We start from the raw sequence: 15,483 nt of genomic DNA, 5'->3' as shown, positions 1-15,483 counted from the left end.
GCCCAGAGCGGGGCAGCAGAAGTCGCAAGCAAATGACCTCCCTAGGAGAAGCCCAAATGCCCACAGACCAAAGCAACACCGTCTCTCCGGATGGCGCAAGGAACGCCACCGGACAGCAGGTATCGGCAGGCCGCAACCCGGCCGCCGCAAACGCAGCAAACGCAATGAACGCAGTAAAGAACGCGGCGAAGAAGACAAAGCTTCGCCCGAAGCGCCGGCTCAAAGAGTCCGACGTCAACGTGGTGGACAAGCCCATGCTGAGGAAAGCTCTCGGCGGCACCATCGTCGGCAACACCATGGAATGGTACGACGTTGGCGTTTTCGGCTACCTCATCACCACCATGGGACCTGTGTTCCTCCCTGAAGCGGACAAGTCCGTCCAGACACTCTTCCTGCTGGGCACCTTCGCCGCAACCTTCATCGCGCGCCCCCTCGGCGGCGTCGTGTTCGGTTGGCTCGGCGACAAGGTGGGCCGCCAGAAGGTACTTGCAGCAACACTGATGATCATGGCGGCAAGCACGTTCGCCGTCGGCCTCCTTCCCGGTTACGCGCAGATCGGCATCTGGGCCGCCGCGTTGCTGGTGATCCTGAAGCTGATTCAGGGCTTCTCCACCGGTGGCGAGTACGCCGGTGCCACTACCTTCGTCAGCGAGTATGCGCCGGACAAGCGCCGTGGCTACTTCGCCAGCTTCTTGGATATGGGCAGCTACATTGGCTTCGCCCTCGGCGCCGCCCTGGTTTCCATCCTGCAGCTTACGCTCGGACAGGCTGCCATGGAGGAGTGGGGTTGGCGGATTCCGTTCCTGATCGCCGGGCCGCTGGGCCTGATCGCCGTGTACTTCCGCAGCAAGATCGAAGAATCCCCCCAGTTCCAGGCAACACTGGACGCCCAGGAGGCCACGGCCAAGAACGCAGCCTCGCAGGACGCAGCTGTTGCCAAGGGTCCCGTTGGCATCATCAAGGCTTACTGGCGCCAGATCATCCTGGCCATGATCCTCGCGGCCGCAGCCAACACCGTCGGCTACGCCCTGACGTCTTACATGCCTACATACCTCACGGATTCCAAGGGTTACGACCCCGTCCATGGCACACTGCTGACCATCCCGGTCCTGGTGATCATGGCCGTGTGCATCCCGCTGACCGGTAAGCTCTCGGACCGCATCGGCCGCCGCCCCGTCCTGTGGATAGGCGCAGGCAGCACCATCGTCTTCGCCATCCCCGCCTTCCTCCTGATCGGTATCGGCGAGATCTGGTCCACGCTGGCCGGCCTTGCGATGATCGCGTTCCCGGTGACGTTCTACATCGCCAACCTGGCTTCGGCCCTTCCAGCACTGTTCCCGACATCCAGCCGCTATGGCGGAATGGGTATCGCCTACAACTTCTCGGTGGCCATCTTCGGCGGAACCACGCCGTTCATCGTGCAGGGCCTCATTGAGGGCACCGGTGATGACATGATGCCGGCGTACTACCTGATGGCCACGTCCATCGTCGGTGCGATTGCCATCTTCTTCCTGCGTGAATCCGCCCAGCGGCCGCTGCCGGGTTCCATGCCCAGCGTGGACACCCAGGCTGAAGCGCGCGAGCTCGTCGCAACGCAGGACACCAACCCGCTCATCAACCTGGACGAGATGCCGTTCGACGGCCAGCCCATTGATGACGCAGTGTTCGGCAAAGGCAACAAGGACCTGACCCCCGCTTAGGAACTCTTTGCCTGCAACTTCTGCAACGCGACACGGATAGTTCGCGGCCAAGCGCCGCCCAACGTAGCCACCAACCCCAAGGCGCTCTCCTTGAGGTTGGTGGCTACGGTCGTTAAGGCACCACCTGCACGTTGCTCACCCGCTGTTTCGTTGTTGGCCAACGACGGAACTGCGGGCCCGCAACGGGCCCTTAGGACGACAGCAACTTCCGCACCGCTTCACCGATAATCCGCGCACCTTCCGGGAACGCGCCGGGGTTGGGGCCGGCGTAGTTGAGCCTGATGTGCGGCCCTTCCGGCTCTGCTGGGAACCACTCGGTCCCTGCTGCGATGAGCACCCCCGCCGCTTCGCAATCCTTGGTGAGCTGCTCGACGTCGAACCCGTCCGGCATCCGCAGCCACAGGTTCAAGCCGCCTTTGGGCAGGTTGCTGAGGTGGGCTTCTGGGACGTGTTCCGCGAGGCTGGAGACCAGGAGGTCGCGGCGTGACTGCAGCTGATGGCTGAGTCCGCGAAGGTGGGTTTGCCACCCGGGCTGCGTGACGACGTCGAGCGCTGCCGCCTGCAGCAATCCGCTGACGTACATCGACTCGGCGGCCTGTGCGCCCATGATCCGTTCCCGGGCGGGTCCGCGTGCAATAATCGCCGCAACCCGAACGGCCGGCGACACGCTTTTGGTCAACGAGCGGATGTAGACCACGTGGCCGGAATCGTCCTTGGCAGCTATCGGCGCGGAAGGCGCCGTGATCCCGAAATCGTGGGCCCAGTCATCCTCCACAAGGAAAGCGCCATGGTGCTGCACGATCCGCAGCACCTCTTCCCCGCGCTTTGCCGACCACTGCGCTCCCGTGGGATTGGCGAAGTTTGGCTGCGCGTAGAAGAGCCGGGCCCCGGATTCCTCGAAGGCCCTGTCCAGCTCGTCGGGATCGGGACCTTCGGGGCCGCTCGGTACGGGGATGATGTTCACGCCGGCCTGGCCCGCGGCCAGCAACGCGCCCCAGTAGCTGGGCGATTCCACGAGCAGTGGTTGGCCGTGGCCCACCAGTCCGCGAAAAATGGAGCTGAGTCCGCTTTGGCTCCCGGGAAGAACGACGACGTCGCTCGGCTGGGGCGGCGTGACGCCAACCGGCGTGGAGGCGCCCAGTTCCTGCGCGAACCATGATTGCAGCTCAGGAATGCCCTGCGCCGGCGGCCTTGAGAGGGCGGCGTCTCCCCTGGCAGCCCGCGTGAGGGCGGCGCGGACCAGCCGCTCCGGGAGAAGCTCGCGGTCCGGGTAGCCGGAATGGAAGGCGATGACGTCGTTGGAAGCGCTTCGCATGGCAGCAGAGTTCAGGGGCCGCGCAGCCTGGGCCGACCTCAATGCCGCCGTCTGCCAGCCGTAGTCCGATGGACGTGCCGTGCGATACGCCCGGACGAATGTTCCCACGCCCGGACGGCTCTCGATCAAGCCTTGAGAAGTCAGCGTTCTCAAGGCCTTCTGGACCGTGACCGGACTGGCTTGGTATTCGGCCACGAGGTGGCGGGTTGATGGCAGTTTCGATCCCGGAGCAGCTTCAGAGATCCACTCTTTCAGTCGCGCAGCGATGCGGGAACTGCTATCGTTATTCATGAGTCACAATAGTAGCGCTACTACTCTTTCGCGGCCAGTGATATCCCCCAAGTCCTCAACCGGCATATGGTGGGGCCTCCTGGGAGTCGTCGCTTTCTCCTTCACTGTCCCCTTCACCCGGGTAGCCGTAGAGGGGTTGTCGCCCCTGTTCATTGGTGCCGGCCGGGCCGTAGTGGCAGCCCTTCTCGCGGCACTGGCCTTGGCCGTGAGCCGGCAGCGCTTTCCCCGGGGCCGGCAATGGTTCAGGCTGGCCGTAGTGGCCGGAGGCATCGTTGCGGGGTTCCCGTTGCTCACCACCTTCGCCCTTACTAGCACGTCCGCCAGCCACGGAGCGGTGGTCATTGCACTCCTTCCGGCAGCCACCGCCACGGTAGCGGTCATTCGGGGACGGGAGCGGCCCCGCCTCCTGTTCTGGGTCCTCACCGCAGTAGGCGTGATCGCGGCCCTCGCTTTCGCACTGGTCCAGTCGGGCGGTTTCGGTTCACTGCACTGGGCCGACCTGCAGCTTCTTGGCGCAGTGCTGGCCGCGGCTGTGGGCTACGCGGAGGGCGGGTTGTTGGCCCGCGAACTCGGAGCCTGGCAGACCATCTCTTGGGCTTTGGTTGTGGCATCGCCCGTGATGATCCTGCTGACGGCCCTGTCCGTGGGATCAGGACTGCCCTCAGCCACGCCCGTTCAATGGCTGGGCTTCGCGTACCTTGGCGTTGTGAGCATGTTCCTCGGCTTCTTCGCCTGGTACCGGGGGCTCGCGATCGGCCCCATGGCCCAGGTCAGTCAAATCCAACTGGTCCAGCCGGTCATGAGCATCGCATGGGCTGCGCTGTTACTGGGCGAATCCCTGAACTGGACCACCGTGGTGGGCGGCCTTGCGGTGATTCTCTGCGCAGGCGCCGCAGTCCGCGTCAGGCTCAACCCGCCGTTGGCCTCTTAAGACCCGTCACCCCGAAAGGACAGCTCGCATGTATACCCCCGCACATTTCGTCGCCTCACCGGAAGCACTTGACTCTTTGCTCACGCAGACCAGCGCCGCCAACCTGGTCACCATGTCACCGGAGGGGCTGCAGGCAACCCTCCTGCCTTTCGTGTACGACCCCTCAGTCGGGGAGCATGGTGCGCTGCAAGCCCATATGGCCAGGAACAATCCGCAGTGGTCCTTGCCGGTCACCAGTGAGGCTTTGATGATCGTCCAGGGCGCCGACGCCTACATCTCGCCTTCCTGGTACGCGTCCAAGGCCGAACACGGCCGGGTGGTACCCACCTGGAACTACTCCACTGCGCATGTTTACGGCCAGTTGGTCATCCATGACGACGCCGACTGGCTGGCAATGCACGTCCGTCGCCTGTCCGACCGGAACGAGGCCGGCATGCCCAAACCCTGGACAGTGGATGAAGCACCCGAGCGGTTCATTGCCGGGCAACTGCGGGCGATTGTCGGCGTCGAACTTGTCATCAGCCGGGTGGAGGCTAAAACGAAACTCAGTCAAAACCGATCGGCCGACGACGTGGATGGCGTAGTCGCCGGGCTTCGGGCCCGTGGAGATTCTGCGAGCGCCGCCGATGTGGAACGGGCCCGGACCTCGTAGACTCGGCGCATGCGTGAGGTTGCAGCCGGGTCCGTGGGGGCCGTCCACCACCTTGAAATCTGGGTGCCGTTCCTGGACCGTGCACGGGCGGAGTGGGGATGGCTCCTGGGCGAGCTCGGTTATGAGCCGTTCCAGGAGTGGCCCACTGGTTGCAGCTGGAAACTTGGTGGGACCTACGTCGTGGTGGAGTGCTCCGATGCCATCACCGGCACCGCTCACCGCCGCACCGATCCGGGGGTGAACCACGTTGCCTTCCACGCTGGCACCCGGGAAAACGTGGACCGCATCCGCGAGCTCGGAGCGGACGCGGGTTGGTACGAAATGTTCGAATCCAAGTACCCGCACGCCGGCGGCCCGGACCACTACGCCGCTTACCTGATCAACACCGACAGCTACGAGGTTGAGCTGGTGGCCGCCGACTAGGTGTACTGCCGGCTAGGTGGGCGGGACCACCGGGCGCCACATGGCCACCCGCGGCCAGCGGGTCAGGCCCAACTCCGCCTCGTGTTCCATGAGGCGGGTGAGCTCCGGACCCCAGCTACCGGCGTCGAGCATTTCAAAACCGAGCCGCCGGTAATACGGAGCGTTCCAGGGCACATCCCGGAACGTGCTGAGGGTCTGCCGATGCATTCCGTGGCCCCTGGCCCAGACGCGGGCGGCGTGGAGGAGCTCGCGGCCAATGCCCTGGTGGGCTTGGTCGGGGTGGACGCTGACCTGTTCAACGTGGCCCTCGCCGTCCACGACATCAGCCAGGAGATACGCCACCGGGTAATCGAGCCCGTCAACGTACACCCACGCCCGCCCGGCAGCGGCGTAGGCGCCCAATACCTCCACGGGAAACGGCTCATCATCAGCTATCGGGTCCATGCCAAGCTGCCGGAAAACTTCCCCCGCGGCGCGCTCAATATCCTGCATCATTAGCAGGTCATCGGCGTGGGCGAGCCGGATCATTGCCGTGCGTCCAGCGCGGGCGGTGCCTGTGCCACCAGGAATTCGTTGCGCTTTTCAATGAGGTTCTGCATGTACCGGGCGAGGACCAATTTTTCCGCCAAGCGGCCCAACGGGCCGAAAGGCGCAGCGAATTCGATCGTGTCCACCATCAGTGTTCCGCTGCCGTCCGGGCGGAACTGGTGGGTGTGGCGGAGGTACTTGAAGGGGCCCTTCACCTGCTCGTCAGAGAACGACGCCGGGGCCTCCATCCGCACAATACGGCTGGTCATGCGGAACCGGACTCCGAGATGCCATGCCTGCCACGTGACGGTCTGGCCTTCCGAGATCAAACCTGTCGTGACACCGGCAACGGCCTTCTCGCGGCTCTTGGTCATCGACCCCACGTGGGCGTCGATGTTCCGCGAAAGATCGAACAGCTCCTGCGGCGGCATGGTGGAGCGGGTGCGGCAAACGAAAGCAACAGGCATACGTTGATCTTCCCAGACCTTTCCGCCTCAGAGCGCGCCAGCTCACCCACGTTTTGTGACCGCGCTTATAGCGGCACGTTTGCCCGCCCTGATAATTTCGAAAGCAAACCCTGGAAGATTGGTGGTGTTCCCCTGTGCCCGCATTTCTGACGCACGCCCGTGAACTCCACCGCCTCGGCCCGGCCAACAACGATCGCCTCTCAGCAGTTCGCGTTGCGCTCAGCGTTGCCGTGCCTGCGCTGGTCCTGGTCTTCATAGGACGTCCCGACCTCATGATGTACGCAGTCTTCGGTGCGCTGACCGGAATGTACGGCCGCAACGAAACCCACCAGTTACGGCTCAAACACCAAGCACAGGCCGCGCTGATCCTGGTGGGCGGGCTGAGCATCGGCGTCTTCCTGTCCGTGAACCATATCCATTCGTGGTGGTTGGTGCTCGTGGCTACCCTCTTTGCCGGATTCGGTTCCTTGTATGCCGACACCGTGCGGCTGAAGCCCATTGGCCCGTTCTTCGGCATCCTCGCGTTGGGGGCCTGCGCTTCGGTGCCCACCAGCATTCCGTTGACGACGGCGATACTCATCGGGGCCGCGTCAGCGGCCTTTTCCGTGGTGGTTGGCTTTGCCGGCTGGTTCCGGCGCCGGGCCTGGGTGGCCGGCGCTGCGCGCGACGTTCCGGTGCTCAGTGGCCCCCTGCGCCAAGCCGCACTCGTGCACGCCGCCCGCTACATGCTGGCGGTTGGCGTAGCAGGGGCCATCGGTGTGGTGAGCGTGAGTGGCCACCCCCATTGGGCCATGGCTGCGGCGGCGGTGCCGCTTGCCGGGGCCGATCTCCCCAGCCGCGTCCACCGGGGCATCCACCGCATCGTGGGGACGTTCCTCGGTTTGGTGGTGGTCGCCGTCGTGCTTTTCCCCAGTCCGCTGTCGCCCCTGCAGTACTTTCCCGGCCACGCCGCCGTAGTCCTTGCCGTGGTGGTGGTCCTGTGCCAGTTCCCCACGGAGCTGTTCATGGCCCGGCACTACGGCTGGGCCATGGTGTTCTTCACCCCCGTGATCCTGCTGATCGCCCAACTCGCGTCACCCATGGATCCGGGCGTGCTGGTGATGGAGCGTGCCATCGAAACACTCGTGGGAGCGGTGGTGGGCATCGCTGTCGCCGTAGTGGTCCAGCGGCGGGGCCGCACCTAATGCTGCACTTAGGGCATGACCGCATTAAACTAGACGGTTAATTAACCGCAAGGTAAAGTGCCTGTATGGAGTCCATGCTGATGAATCGGCCGCCCGGCTCACTCGATGCTGCGTTTGCAGCCTTGGCTGACCCGACCAGGCGGGCGATCCTAACCATCCTCGCAGACGGCGACGCCACAGTTTCCGACCTCGCGGCACCTTTCGCCATGTCCCTGCCCGCGGTGTCCAAGCACCTGAAAGTACTTGAGGCCAGCGGTCTGATTTCCCGCACACGCAACGCTCAGTTCAGGCCATGCCATCTGGAACGGGCGGCCTTGGATGGCGTTGGCGACTGGATAGAGAACCATCGGCGGGTATGGGACGAGCGCCTGGACAAGCTCGACCAGCACCTCGCAGAGCTCCAGGGCGGCAAGGAAGAACGGGATGACTCCTAGCGCCGAAGACGCAGCGGCCGGGCTGCAGTATTCCCGGGTTCTGGACGCTCCTCCCGAGCTGGTGTTCGACTGCTTCACCCAGCCCGGACACCTGACGCATTTCTGGGCTCCGAAAGGAGCGAGTGCACCCACAACGGAAATCCTGGTGGACCTCCGCCCCGGTGGGCGTTTTGAAACCCTCATCGTCAACGACGCCACGGGCGCCACGTACGCCACGCGGTCCGTGTTTCTCGAGGTGCACGCCCCGGACATCCTTGCGTGGCACGAAGAACACACTGGCATGACCGTTCGCGTCACCTTCACGGCACTGCCGGGCGGACGCACCCTTTTCAGCCTGCACCAAAGCGACATACCGGACCAGGTGCTGCGCCCCGAAAACCGGGCGGGATTCGCGACAACATTGGACAAGCTCAGCAATTACCTCCACCACCTCGCAGACGGAGCAAAGCAATGACAACAACAATCACGTCGAACGATGGCACCACGCTGGCAGTCGACATCACGGGCAGCGGCCCGGCCCTGGTGATCGTGGCCGGAGCATTCTGCGACCGGCATTCCAAGAAGGGCCTCAGCGCACTGCTCACGGGGCTGTTCACGGTCCACGAGTACGACCGCCGGGGCCGCGGCAACAGCGGTCCCCTCGGCGAAAACGATCCGAGACTCGAAATCGAAGACCTCGCCGCGGTTGCTGCCCTGACCGGAGAGGAACCCTTTGTTTTCGGAGACTCCTCCGGTGGGGCCCTGGCCCTTGCAGCCGCAGCTACCGGAGTGCATTTCCGGAAAATCGCCGTTTACGAACCGCCGTTCACCAGCGGACCCAGCTCCATATTCGCTGACGAACTCTCAGCACTCGTCGCCTCCGGTGACCGCACCGGCGCGGTGGAAAGATTCCTGGGCCTCATGGGCACACCCGCACCGGCGATCCAGGGCATGAAACAAGGACCGCACTGGGGCCACCTTGAAGCTTTCGCCCACACGCTTCCCGCGGATGTCCGCCTCTGCAACGAAGGTCGCATCCCCGCCGATGAACTCGCCCGGATCCAGGCCCCGATCCTGGCCATGGCCGGAAGCCACAGCCCGTGGGCCCTGGACGTCATCCACGCAATTGCCGAGGCCTCGCCCACGGCAGAAGCGCTCACCTTGGCCGGACAGGGCCACGCTGTTCCGGACGAGGTTCTCAGCCAGGCACTCGTTACCTACTTTCAGTAGGGAAACTGTTCCTGCGCCTGGACGCCACACCGGTGGCAGCGCCTAAACCTTGAGCGGCCTCCGCGGCGGTCCCGAGGTGAGCTTTGCTGGAAGAATGCGGGCGAAGAAGCTGACCACTTTATAGCGTTTGGTGGGGATGGAAACGCCTTTGCCCTTTGCGTTGTCCTCCAGCCCCGCCCGGACCACGCGTTCTGCGGTCAGCCACAAGAACCGTGGAGCCACGGATTTGTCCATGCCCATGCGGTCGTGGAATTCGGTATGAGTAAAACCCGGACACACGGCAGTGACCTGGACGCCGGACTTCGCATAGCTGAGGTTGGCCCAGCGGCTGAAAGTCACCTGCCACGCCTTGGCGGCCGAGTACGTGCCCCGGTTAGCGAACGCGGCAACGCTGGCAACGTTGATGATCCTGCCCCTTCCGCGTGGCAACATCACCTCCAAGGCTGCGTGGCACAACTCCATGGGCGTCTGGACATGCAGCCTGAGATGCCGGCGTTCTTCATCCAAATCGTTGCGCTCGAACGACTTCAGTAGCCCCAGCCCGGCGTTGTTCACCAGCACGTCCACGGGTTTTTCGGCGTCCCTGAGACGGTCCGCTACTGCCGAAACGCCGACGTCGGTTGTCAGGTCTGCGGGCAGTACCTCCGCCGAGATACTGAAGTCGCGTTCGAGCTCCGCGGCTTTGTCCTTCAGGCGCTGCTCGTCACGGGCCACCAGCACCAGGTGGTGCCCCGATTCGGCGAGTTGGCGGGCGAATTCAGCACCGATTCCCGCCGTCGCACCGGTAACCAGGGCGGTGAGTTCATTGGCTCGAGTCGTCATGGGCCAAGACTAGCGGCCCGCACGCCGAGGGGTTAGCTCCCACCCCTTTGCCCACGCGAGGGGTTAGCTCCCACCCCTTTGCCCACGCCGAGGGGTTAGCTCCCACCCCTTTGAGCGCCGCGAAAGTGCCGAGAGCTAACCCCTCGCGGGCTGTCAGGCGAACTTCGCCAAGGGGTTGGCCAGGCGCCCCGCCATCTGCAGCCCGCCCGATGGATCCGAGATGTCCAGCATTTGCTGGTTGTTCCGCAGCTGAAGCCGATTGAGGCATGACAGTTCGAAGTCCGGAGCAAACAGATCGTGCATGGTGAACTGGTCCGCGAGCTCCGGGTGACGCTCCTGGTACTCCTTCACGACAGTTGCGGCAGTGCCCCAGAACCCGTCCTCGCCCAGCGTCCCGTCCTCCACAAGGATTGCTCCCAGGAAGCGGAAGATGCAGTCGAAAACATCGGTGAATATGGCCAGGACCATTTCCTCGGCCGGGATTTCGGCCTTGATGCGCGAAACCTCTTCCGGCAGTTCCAGCCGGTCCCCCATCACCACGATTTCCTCGGCAATGTCCTTCATGATCGCCCGTACCGGCACACCGTCCTCAAGGATCAGGATGACGTTTTCGCCGTGCGGCATGAACGCGAGTTCGTACTGGTAGAGGCAGTGAAGCAGCGGCACAAGATACGCCTCGAAGTAGCGGCGCAGCCACTCGGTGGGAGCCAGCCCAGATCGCGCAATGAGGGCGGAAACCATGGACTGGCCCGTGCCATCAACGTGCAGGAGCGACGCCATAGTGGCCAGCTGCTGTCCGTCCTTGAGCAACGGCAGTGGACTTTCCCTCCACAGGGCCGAGAGCATCTTGCGGTAAGGCGAACCCTTGGCCGAAGCAGCCTCGTAATAGTGGTTGTGATAGCCGATGGCCGCTGTTTCACGGATCATGGCCAGGCCCCGGTTCTGGAGCTCCTGGTCATTGCCGATCAGTTCCTGCAGCCAATCGTTGATGGCAGGTGTTGCCTTCATGTATTGCGGGGACAAACCACGCATGAAGCCCATGTTCAGCACAGACATGGCCGTTTTGACGTAGGCCTTCTCTGGGTGGTCAGTATTGAAGAACGTCCGGATGGACTGCTGTGCCTGGTAGGAATCCTCACCGGTGCCAAGGTTCACGATGTGGCGCTGGGCGATTTCTGCCGCGAACGTCACGGTGAGCTTGTTGTCCCACTGCCATGGGTGGACGGGCATGAGGAGGTAGTCCTCCGGATCCAGCCCTGACGCGGAAAGCTCCGCGTTGAACCAAGCCAACGTGGCCGGCCCGAGTTCAGCTTCGAAGTGCGTGCGGTAATCCAGCCCGGCGCTCGAGGTAAATACTGCCTTGCTGCGATGCACGGCGATCCACTGCAGCTTCACAGTGACGCCGGTTTCCGGCGCGAACGCATGGTAGTCCGCGATCCCGAATCCCAGCCGGCCATTGTTGGCCACGAAGCAGGGGTGACCCTCAGTCATGCTGTGCTCGATGGCTTGGAAGTCAACGGCACGATCCGCGCCCCCGCTGACGCCTGCCGCCAGTTGCGCGGAGGAGAACGGCTTGCCTTGCTTGTACGCGTGGCTGGCCAGCGTGCTGCTGATTTCCTCGAGGTACACGGGCAGCATTTCCTGGCGGATGGCCAGTGCTTCGTGGAATTCGGCGATGAAATCCAAGGCGTCCACCGGAAGCTCCTGGCCATCCCGCAACCGAACGATGGAGTCCGCGACAACAGACCAGTGCTCCAGCTGCAGGACGCGCGCCCGGAAGCGGTACTCGACGGTGTCGTCGTCGCTCACCACCTTGTACAGGCCGACGCCGGCGCCTTCCTCCCGGATCAACTCCGGGACCAGGATCCGTTCGTGTGAAAACTCGGCAATCGCCTTGCGGACCACGTGCCGGTTGGCAATGGCCCAGCGCTCGGGCGTCAGGTGGGACACCGAGGCAGCGGCCGTGGTGGTCACGTTATCGGCAGTGGTGGTCACAGGGATTCTCCTCTGGTTGGCGCGGCAGTCGCGGCCAGGATCGGGGTCAGGGTTGCGAGGAAATCCTCGCGGGTGCAGAAGCTCAGGAGCCCCATTTTGTGGTCTTCGGCAGGATCGACGGCGGGCAGCCTCACCACGCCGTGTGGCCTGAAGCCCACCTTTTCGTTGAGCACGTGGATCTTGTGGTTCCGGGCGTCAGGCTCGACGACGACCCGCTGGGTTGCAGGGTCATCGAACAGTTCCGTCATGACGGACTGCATAACGGCGGTGGTGTAGCCCGGCAGCGGTTCCCGGCTGGGTGGGGACACGAGCAGGTGCATTCCGACGTCGCCGGCTTGGACTTCGTAGGCGTCCGCCAAAGGCGACGATTCCGGGCGGTACCGTTCCATCAGGAAGGCGGGGACGCCGTCGTCGAGCCCTAAGAACGCCTGGTGGTGGTCCGATCCGGCTATTCGCGAGTACTCCTCCACTACGTCCTGTTCGGTGGCCGACACCATGCCCCAAAAGCGGGCGTACTCCTGGCTGACCCAGCTGTGGAGGACAGGTGCATCGGCCACGGGATCCACGGGCCGAAATGTGAAACTCATACGGTTACTCCAGTTGTTTCCGGCAGGCTGGCCGCCACGGGAGCCGGTGCGCCAAATTGCTGGAATGCGATGCTGCGCTCGATTGGGTAGACCTCGCGACCGGTGATTTCGCGCAGAATGCAGGAGTTGCGGTAGGCGGCCATGCCCAGGTCCGGGGTGACGAAACCGTGCGTGTGGAGCTCGGCGTTCTGGACGAAGATTTCGCCGGGTTCGACGCCGGTTCCGTAGTTGCGCTCGACGTCGAAACGGCCTTTGGAGTCGCGGCGGATTCGATCCTGGATCCCTGCCAGGAAGGCGGGTTCCTTGTAGCTGTAGCCGGTGGCGAGCACTACGGCTTCAGACTCCAGGGTGTAGTCCCGCCCGTGTTCTTCATGGTGAAGCTGGAGTGTGTGGGTGCCGGTGGAGCCGTCCCACTCGGCTGCAGTCAACGACGAGTGCGTGTGCAGCTGGGTGTCCACCATGCCGGAGAGACTCTTGGTGTAGAGGAGATCGTAGATGTCGTCAATCAGGTCCGAGTTGATGCCCTTGTACAGGTTCTTCTGGTTCTTGATCAGGTGGTCGCGCTGCTCGCCGGGGAGCGAATGGAAGTAGTCCACGTACTCCGGCGAGGTCATCTCCAGCGTGAGTTTGGTGTATTCGAGCGGGAAGAAGCGGCCGGAACGGGTTACCCAGTTGAGCTGGTAGCCGTAGACATCAATTTCCTGAAGGAGTTCGTAGTACAGCTCGGCCGCACTCTGGCCGCTGCCCACGATCGTGATGCTGCGCTTGGACTGCAACTCACTCTTCCTCGACAGGTAGTCGGCGTTGTGGAAGACCAGTCCCCCGGCGTCCACTATTCCTGCACAGGCGTCCGGTACATAGGGCGATGTGCCTGTGCCAAGGACCAGTTTCCGGGCGCGAAGCACCTCAACGCCCTCGGGACCCTGTACGGAAAGGTGGTACACGCCGTCGTCGTAGCTCACATCAAGCACATCTGTGCTAAAACGAACAGACTCCAGCTGGCCCGCCACCCACTGGCAGTACTGGTTGTACTCCGCGCGCAGGGGGTAGAAGTTCTCGCGGATATAGAAGCGGTACAAGCGTCCGGTCTGCTTCAGGAAATTCAGGAAAGAGAAAGGCGACGTCGGATCGGCGAGAGTCACGAGGTCCGCCATGAAGGGAACCTGCAGGTGTGCCGGCTCCAGCATCATGCCCGGGTGCCAGTCGAAGGAATCGCGGCGGTCAAGGAACACGCAGTCGAGATCCTCCACCGCTTCGCTAAGTGCCGCCAGGCCCAGGTTGAAGGGCCCGACGCCGATACCTGCGACGTCGTAAATCCTGCCGTTGTTTGGGGTGCTCATGCGGCGGCCTCCGTGGTGTTTGCGAGGAGGCTGGCGCCCGTCCTGCGAATGAGTTCGATGATTTCCTGGATGTCCTGCAGGGAGGCCTCAGCGTTGAGGAGGGTGAATTTAAGGTAGTGGCGGCCAGCCACCTTGGTGCCCGCCACCACAGCGTCACCCGAGGCGAAAATCGCTGCGCGGATCGCGGGATTGATGGCATCGGCTGCGTCTTCATCGATGACAAGACCGTCAACCACCGGGCGGTAACGGAATACCAGGGTGCTTAACTGTGGTGGGGCAGCGAGCTCGAATTCGTTATCGTCGGCCAGCAACGAACCTACCCGGGCGGTGAGGTCGATCGCTTCATCGAAAAGCGCTCCGATTGCGTCGGCACCCATGATCCGTAAGGTCAGCCACAGCTTGAGGGCGTCGAAGCGTCGCGTGGTCTGGATGCTCTTGTCCACCTGGTTGGGGATCTCGGCCTTCGCGGCGCTCTCGGGATTGAGGTAGTCCGCGTAGTAGGTGACGTGTCCCAGCATGGAGCCGTTGCGGACCAGCACAGCGCTGGAGCTGACCGGCTGGAAGAACGTCTTGTGGAAGTCCACCGTGACGGAGTCGGCCAGGTGGATCCCGTCCAGGAGGTGCCGGTGGCGACCCGAAACAATGAGCCCTCCCCCGTAGGCGGCGTCAACGTGCAGCCACGAATCGTAGGCCCGCACCAGAGCGGCGAGCTCGGTAAGCGGGTCAACCGAACCGAAGTCAGTGGTCCCGGCGGTGGCCACAACCGCCATCGGCACCAGCCCGGCGTCGTGCGCTTCAGCCAAAGCAGCCGCAAGGGCGGTGGGGTCCATGCGGCGGTCTTCGGCAGTCGGTATGGCAACAACGGCGTCGAAGCCCAGGCCCAGCATGGACGCGGACTTCTGGATGCTGAAGTGGCTGTCGGCAGAGGTGAAAATCCGGAGACGGTCAAGCAAGTGCGGCAGACGGGCGTCAGGGTTACCGACACGCAGGGCGGCCACCGCGTGGTTGCGCGCCATCAGAAGGGCCTGGAAGTTGGACTGGCTGCCACCCGAGGTGAACACGCCATCGGCGTCGGCGGTGAAGCCGATGCGCTCAGCGGTCCAGTCGATCAGGCGGCGCTCGATCATGGTGGCACCCGCACTCTGGTCCCAGGTGTCCATGGAGGAGTTCACTGCCGAGAGAACAGCCTCACCAACCAGCGCCGGGATGACGACCGGGCAGTTAAGGTGGGCCGCATAGCGGGCGTCGTGGAAGTAGATGGCGTCCTTGAGGTACAGCTCGTCGAGTTCCTCAAGGGCCGCTGCCGTATCAGGCAGCGGGCGTTCGAGGTCGACAGCGCCAACCTTGGCTTTCAGCTCAGCATGCCCGACGCCGGTGAACGGCTTGGCGGTCCGCTGCACTTTGGTGGAGACAGCGTTGACTCCTTGCAGAACCTGCGCGACGTAACTGGGCGAATTTCTTGCGTTGAACAGCTGGTTGGTGGCGGCGAGGGCCAGTTCCACTTTGGAGCCAAAATCCTGCTCCTGAGCGATCCGCTCTTCGACACTTGGTGACGTCACGTCAGCTTCCTTCCATTGCTTTGGGGCGCTTGTTAGCAAGGTAAGC

General features: G+C 63.6%; 16 protein-coding genes. 8 read left to right on the top strand and 8 right to left on the bottom strand.

The genetic code is table 11. The annotated features are described in order from the left end of the window. The first annotated feature begins 56 nt into the window (after window positions 1-56). A complete protein-coding gene (locus tag ABHM97_RS12135; protein ID WP_349470858.1) occupies window positions 57-1,700 on the top strand; it encodes an MFS transporter in 1,644 nt (547 codons plus the stop codon). Window positions 1,701-1,890: 190 nt separating this feature from the next. Here ABHM97_RS12135 and ABHM97_RS12130 read toward each other — a convergent pair whose 3' ends face one another. Beyond that, window positions 1,891-3,306 carry an aminotransferase-like domain-containing protein gene (locus tag ABHM97_RS12130; protein WP_349470857.1) on the bottom strand — a complete coding sequence of 472 codons (1,416 nt, stop codon included), beginning with the start codon at window positions 3,304-3,306 and terminating at the stop codon, window positions 1,891-1,893. Between ABHM97_RS12130 and ABHM97_RS12125 the strand changes: the two genes are divergently transcribed. The 3 genes from ABHM97_RS12125 to ABHM97_RS12115 are packed head-to-tail and all read left to right on the top strand — an operon-like array spanning window position 3,305 to window position 5,312. Further along, window positions 3,305-4,237: a DMT family transporter gene (locus ABHM97_RS12125; RefSeq protein WP_349470856.1), complete on the top strand. Its 933-nt coding sequence runs from the start codon at window positions 3,305-3,307 to the stop codon at window positions 4,235-4,237. The genes ABHM97_RS12130 and ABHM97_RS12125 overlap by 2 nt on opposite strands. A 28-nt stretch (window positions 4,238-4,265) precedes the next feature. Continuing rightward, a complete protein-coding gene (locus ABHM97_RS12120) occupies window positions 4,266-4,889 on the top strand; it encodes an FMN-binding negative transcriptional regulator (protein WP_349470854.1) in 624 nt (207 codons plus the stop codon). A 9-nt stretch (window positions 4,890-4,898) separates the two neighbouring features. Then, window positions 4,899-5,312 carry a VOC family protein gene (locus tag ABHM97_RS12115; protein WP_257370237.1) on the top strand — a complete coding sequence of 138 codons (414 nt, stop codon included), beginning with the start codon at window positions 4,899-4,901 and terminating at the stop codon, window positions 5,310-5,312. 12 nt (window positions 5,313-5,324) lie between these two features. Here ABHM97_RS12115 and ABHM97_RS12110 read toward each other — a convergent pair whose 3' ends face one another. Together ABHM97_RS12110 and ABHM97_RS12105 are read right to left on the bottom strand one after the other, a co-directional pair. Beyond that, complete coding sequence (locus tag ABHM97_RS12110; protein WP_235520266.1) at window positions 5,325-5,807, bottom strand: GNAT family N-acetyltransferase; 483 nt, start codon at window positions 5,805-5,807, stop codon at window positions 5,325-5,327. 29 nt (window positions 5,808-5,836) lie between these two features. Continuing rightward, on the bottom strand, window positions 5,837-6,307 hold the full coding sequence (locus ABHM97_RS12105; protein ID WP_235520267.1) for an SRPBCC family protein: 471 nt from the start codon (window positions 6,305-6,307) through the stop codon (window positions 5,837-5,839). A 134-nt stretch (window positions 6,308-6,441) separates the two neighbouring features. Here ABHM97_RS12105 and ABHM97_RS12100 point away from each other — a divergent pair, with 134 nt between their 5' ends. The 4 genes from ABHM97_RS12100 to ABHM97_RS12085 all read left to right on the top strand — a co-directional run bounded on the left by ABHM97_RS12100 (window position 6,442) and on the right by ABHM97_RS12085 (window position 9,134). Then, complete coding sequence (locus tag ABHM97_RS12100) at window positions 6,442-7,491, top strand: FUSC family protein (RefSeq protein WP_349470853.1); 1,050 nt, start codon at window positions 6,442-6,444, stop codon at window positions 7,489-7,491. 65 nt (window positions 7,492-7,556) lie between these two features. Continuing rightward, a complete protein-coding gene (locus ABHM97_RS12095) occupies window positions 7,557-7,925 on the top strand; it encodes an ArsR/SmtB family transcription factor (RefSeq protein WP_349470852.1) in 369 nt (122 codons plus the stop codon). Further along, on the top strand, window positions 7,915-8,379 hold the full coding sequence (locus tag ABHM97_RS12090; RefSeq protein WP_235520270.1) for an SRPBCC family protein: 465 nt from the start codon (window positions 7,915-7,917) through the stop codon (window positions 8,377-8,379). Before ABHM97_RS12095 ends, ABHM97_RS12090 begins: the two co-directional genes overlap by 11 nt. Beyond that, entirely contained in the window at window positions 8,376-9,134 is a 759-nt protein-coding gene (locus ABHM97_RS12085; RefSeq protein WP_349470851.1) for an alpha/beta fold hydrolase, read from the top strand. Before ABHM97_RS12090 ends, ABHM97_RS12085 begins: the two co-directional genes overlap by 4 nt. A gap of 42 nt (window positions 9,135-9,176) precedes the next feature. On the opposite strand, the gene ABHM97_RS12080 is transcribed toward ABHM97_RS12085, so the two are convergent. From ABHM97_RS12080 to ABHM97_RS12060, 5 genes are all read right to left on the bottom strand, one after another. Beyond that, the gene (locus ABHM97_RS12080) at window positions 9,177-9,956 is read right to left on the bottom strand and encodes an SDR family NAD(P)-dependent oxidoreductase (RefSeq protein ID WP_349470850.1); all 780 of its coding nucleotides are present in this window, start codon (window positions 9,954-9,956) and stop codon (window positions 9,177-9,179) included. 153 nt (window positions 9,957-10,109) lie between these two features. Next, window positions 10,110-11,951, bottom strand: a complete 1,842-nt coding sequence (locus tag ABHM97_RS12075) for an IucA/IucC family protein (protein ID WP_349470849.1) — start codon at window positions 11,949-11,951, stop codon at window positions 10,110-10,112. Further along, the gene (locus tag ABHM97_RS12070; protein WP_349470848.1) at window positions 11,948-12,538 is read right to left on the bottom strand and encodes a GNAT family N-acetyltransferase; all 591 of its coding nucleotides are present in this window, start codon (window positions 12,536-12,538) and stop codon (window positions 11,948-11,950) included. Before ABHM97_RS12070 ends, ABHM97_RS12075 begins: the two co-directional genes overlap by 4 nt. Beyond that, window positions 12,535-13,878 carry a lysine N(6)-hydroxylase/L-ornithine N(5)-oxygenase family protein gene (locus ABHM97_RS12065; RefSeq protein ID WP_349470847.1) on the bottom strand — a complete coding sequence of 448 codons (1,344 nt, stop codon included), beginning with the start codon at window positions 13,876-13,878 and terminating at the stop codon, window positions 12,535-12,537. The genes ABHM97_RS12070 and ABHM97_RS12065 overlap by 4 nt, the downstream gene beginning before the upstream one ends. Continuing rightward, window positions 13,875-15,437: a pyridoxal phosphate-dependent decarboxylase family protein gene (locus tag ABHM97_RS12060; protein ID WP_349470846.1), complete on the bottom strand. Its 1,563-nt coding sequence runs from the start codon at window positions 15,435-15,437 to the stop codon at window positions 13,875-13,877. Before ABHM97_RS12060 ends, ABHM97_RS12065 begins: the two co-directional genes overlap by 4 nt. Between the last annotated feature and the right edge of the window lie 46 nt (window positions 15,438-15,483).

Source organism: Paenarthrobacter sp. CAP02 (assembly GCF_040137855.1).
Classification (GTDB): domain Bacteria; phylum Actinomycetota; class Actinomycetes; order Actinomycetales; family Micrococcaceae; genus Arthrobacter.
Note: the sequence above shows the minus strand (reverse complement) of the source record. Positions and strands in the feature narration are given on the sequence as shown.

What these genes read in the sequence shown, in the direction of transcription:
- ABHM97_RS12135 (WP_349470858.1), top strand. Translation starts at nt 57, where the DNA reads ATGCCCACAGACCAAAGCAACACCGTCTCTCCGGATGGCGCAAGGAAC.
- ABHM97_RS12125 (WP_349470856.1), top strand. Translation starts at nt 3,305, where the DNA reads ATGAGTCACAATAGTAGCGCTACTACTCTTTCGCGGCCAGTGATATCC.
- ABHM97_RS12130 (WP_349470857.1), bottom strand. Translation starts at nt 3,306, where the DNA reads ATGAATAACGATAGCAGTTCCCGCATCGCTGCGCGACTGAAAGAGTGG.
- ABHM97_RS12120 (WP_349470854.1), top strand. Translation starts at nt 4,266, where the DNA reads ATGTATACCCCCGCACATTTCGTCGCCTCACCGGAAGCACTTGACTCT.
- ABHM97_RS12115 (WP_257370237.1), top strand. Translation starts at nt 4,899, where the DNA reads ATGCGTGAGGTTGCAGCCGGGTCCGTGGGGGCCGTCCACCACCTTGAA.
- ABHM97_RS12110 (WP_235520266.1), bottom strand. Translation starts at nt 5,807, where the DNA reads ATGATGCAGGATATTGAGCGCGCCGCGGGGGAAGTTTTCCGGCAGCTT.
- ABHM97_RS12105 (WP_235520267.1), bottom strand. Translation starts at nt 6,307, where the DNA reads ATGCCTGTTGCTTTCGTTTGCCGCACCCGCTCCACCATGCCGCCGCAG.
- ABHM97_RS12095 (WP_349470852.1), top strand. Translation starts at nt 7,557, where the DNA reads ATGGAGTCCATGCTGATGAATCGGCCGCCCGGCTCACTCGATGCTGCG.
- ABHM97_RS12090 (WP_235520270.1), top strand. Translation starts at nt 7,915, where the DNA reads ATGACTCCTAGCGCCGAAGACGCAGCGGCCGGGCTGCAGTATTCCCGG.
- ABHM97_RS12085 (WP_349470851.1), top strand. Translation starts at nt 8,376, where the DNA reads ATGACAACAACAATCACGTCGAACGATGGCACCACGCTGGCAGTCGAC.
- ABHM97_RS12080 (WP_349470850.1), bottom strand. Translation starts at nt 9,956, where the DNA reads ATGACGACTCGAGCCAATGAACTCACCGCCCTGGTTACCGGTGCGACG.
- ABHM97_RS12070 (WP_349470848.1), bottom strand. Translation starts at nt 12,538, where the DNA reads ATGAGTTTCACATTTCGGCCCGTGGATCCCGTGGCCGATGCACCTGTC.
- ABHM97_RS12065 (WP_349470847.1), bottom strand. Translation starts at nt 13,878, where the DNA reads ATGAGCACCCCAAACAACGGCAGGATTTACGACGTCGCAGGTATCGGC.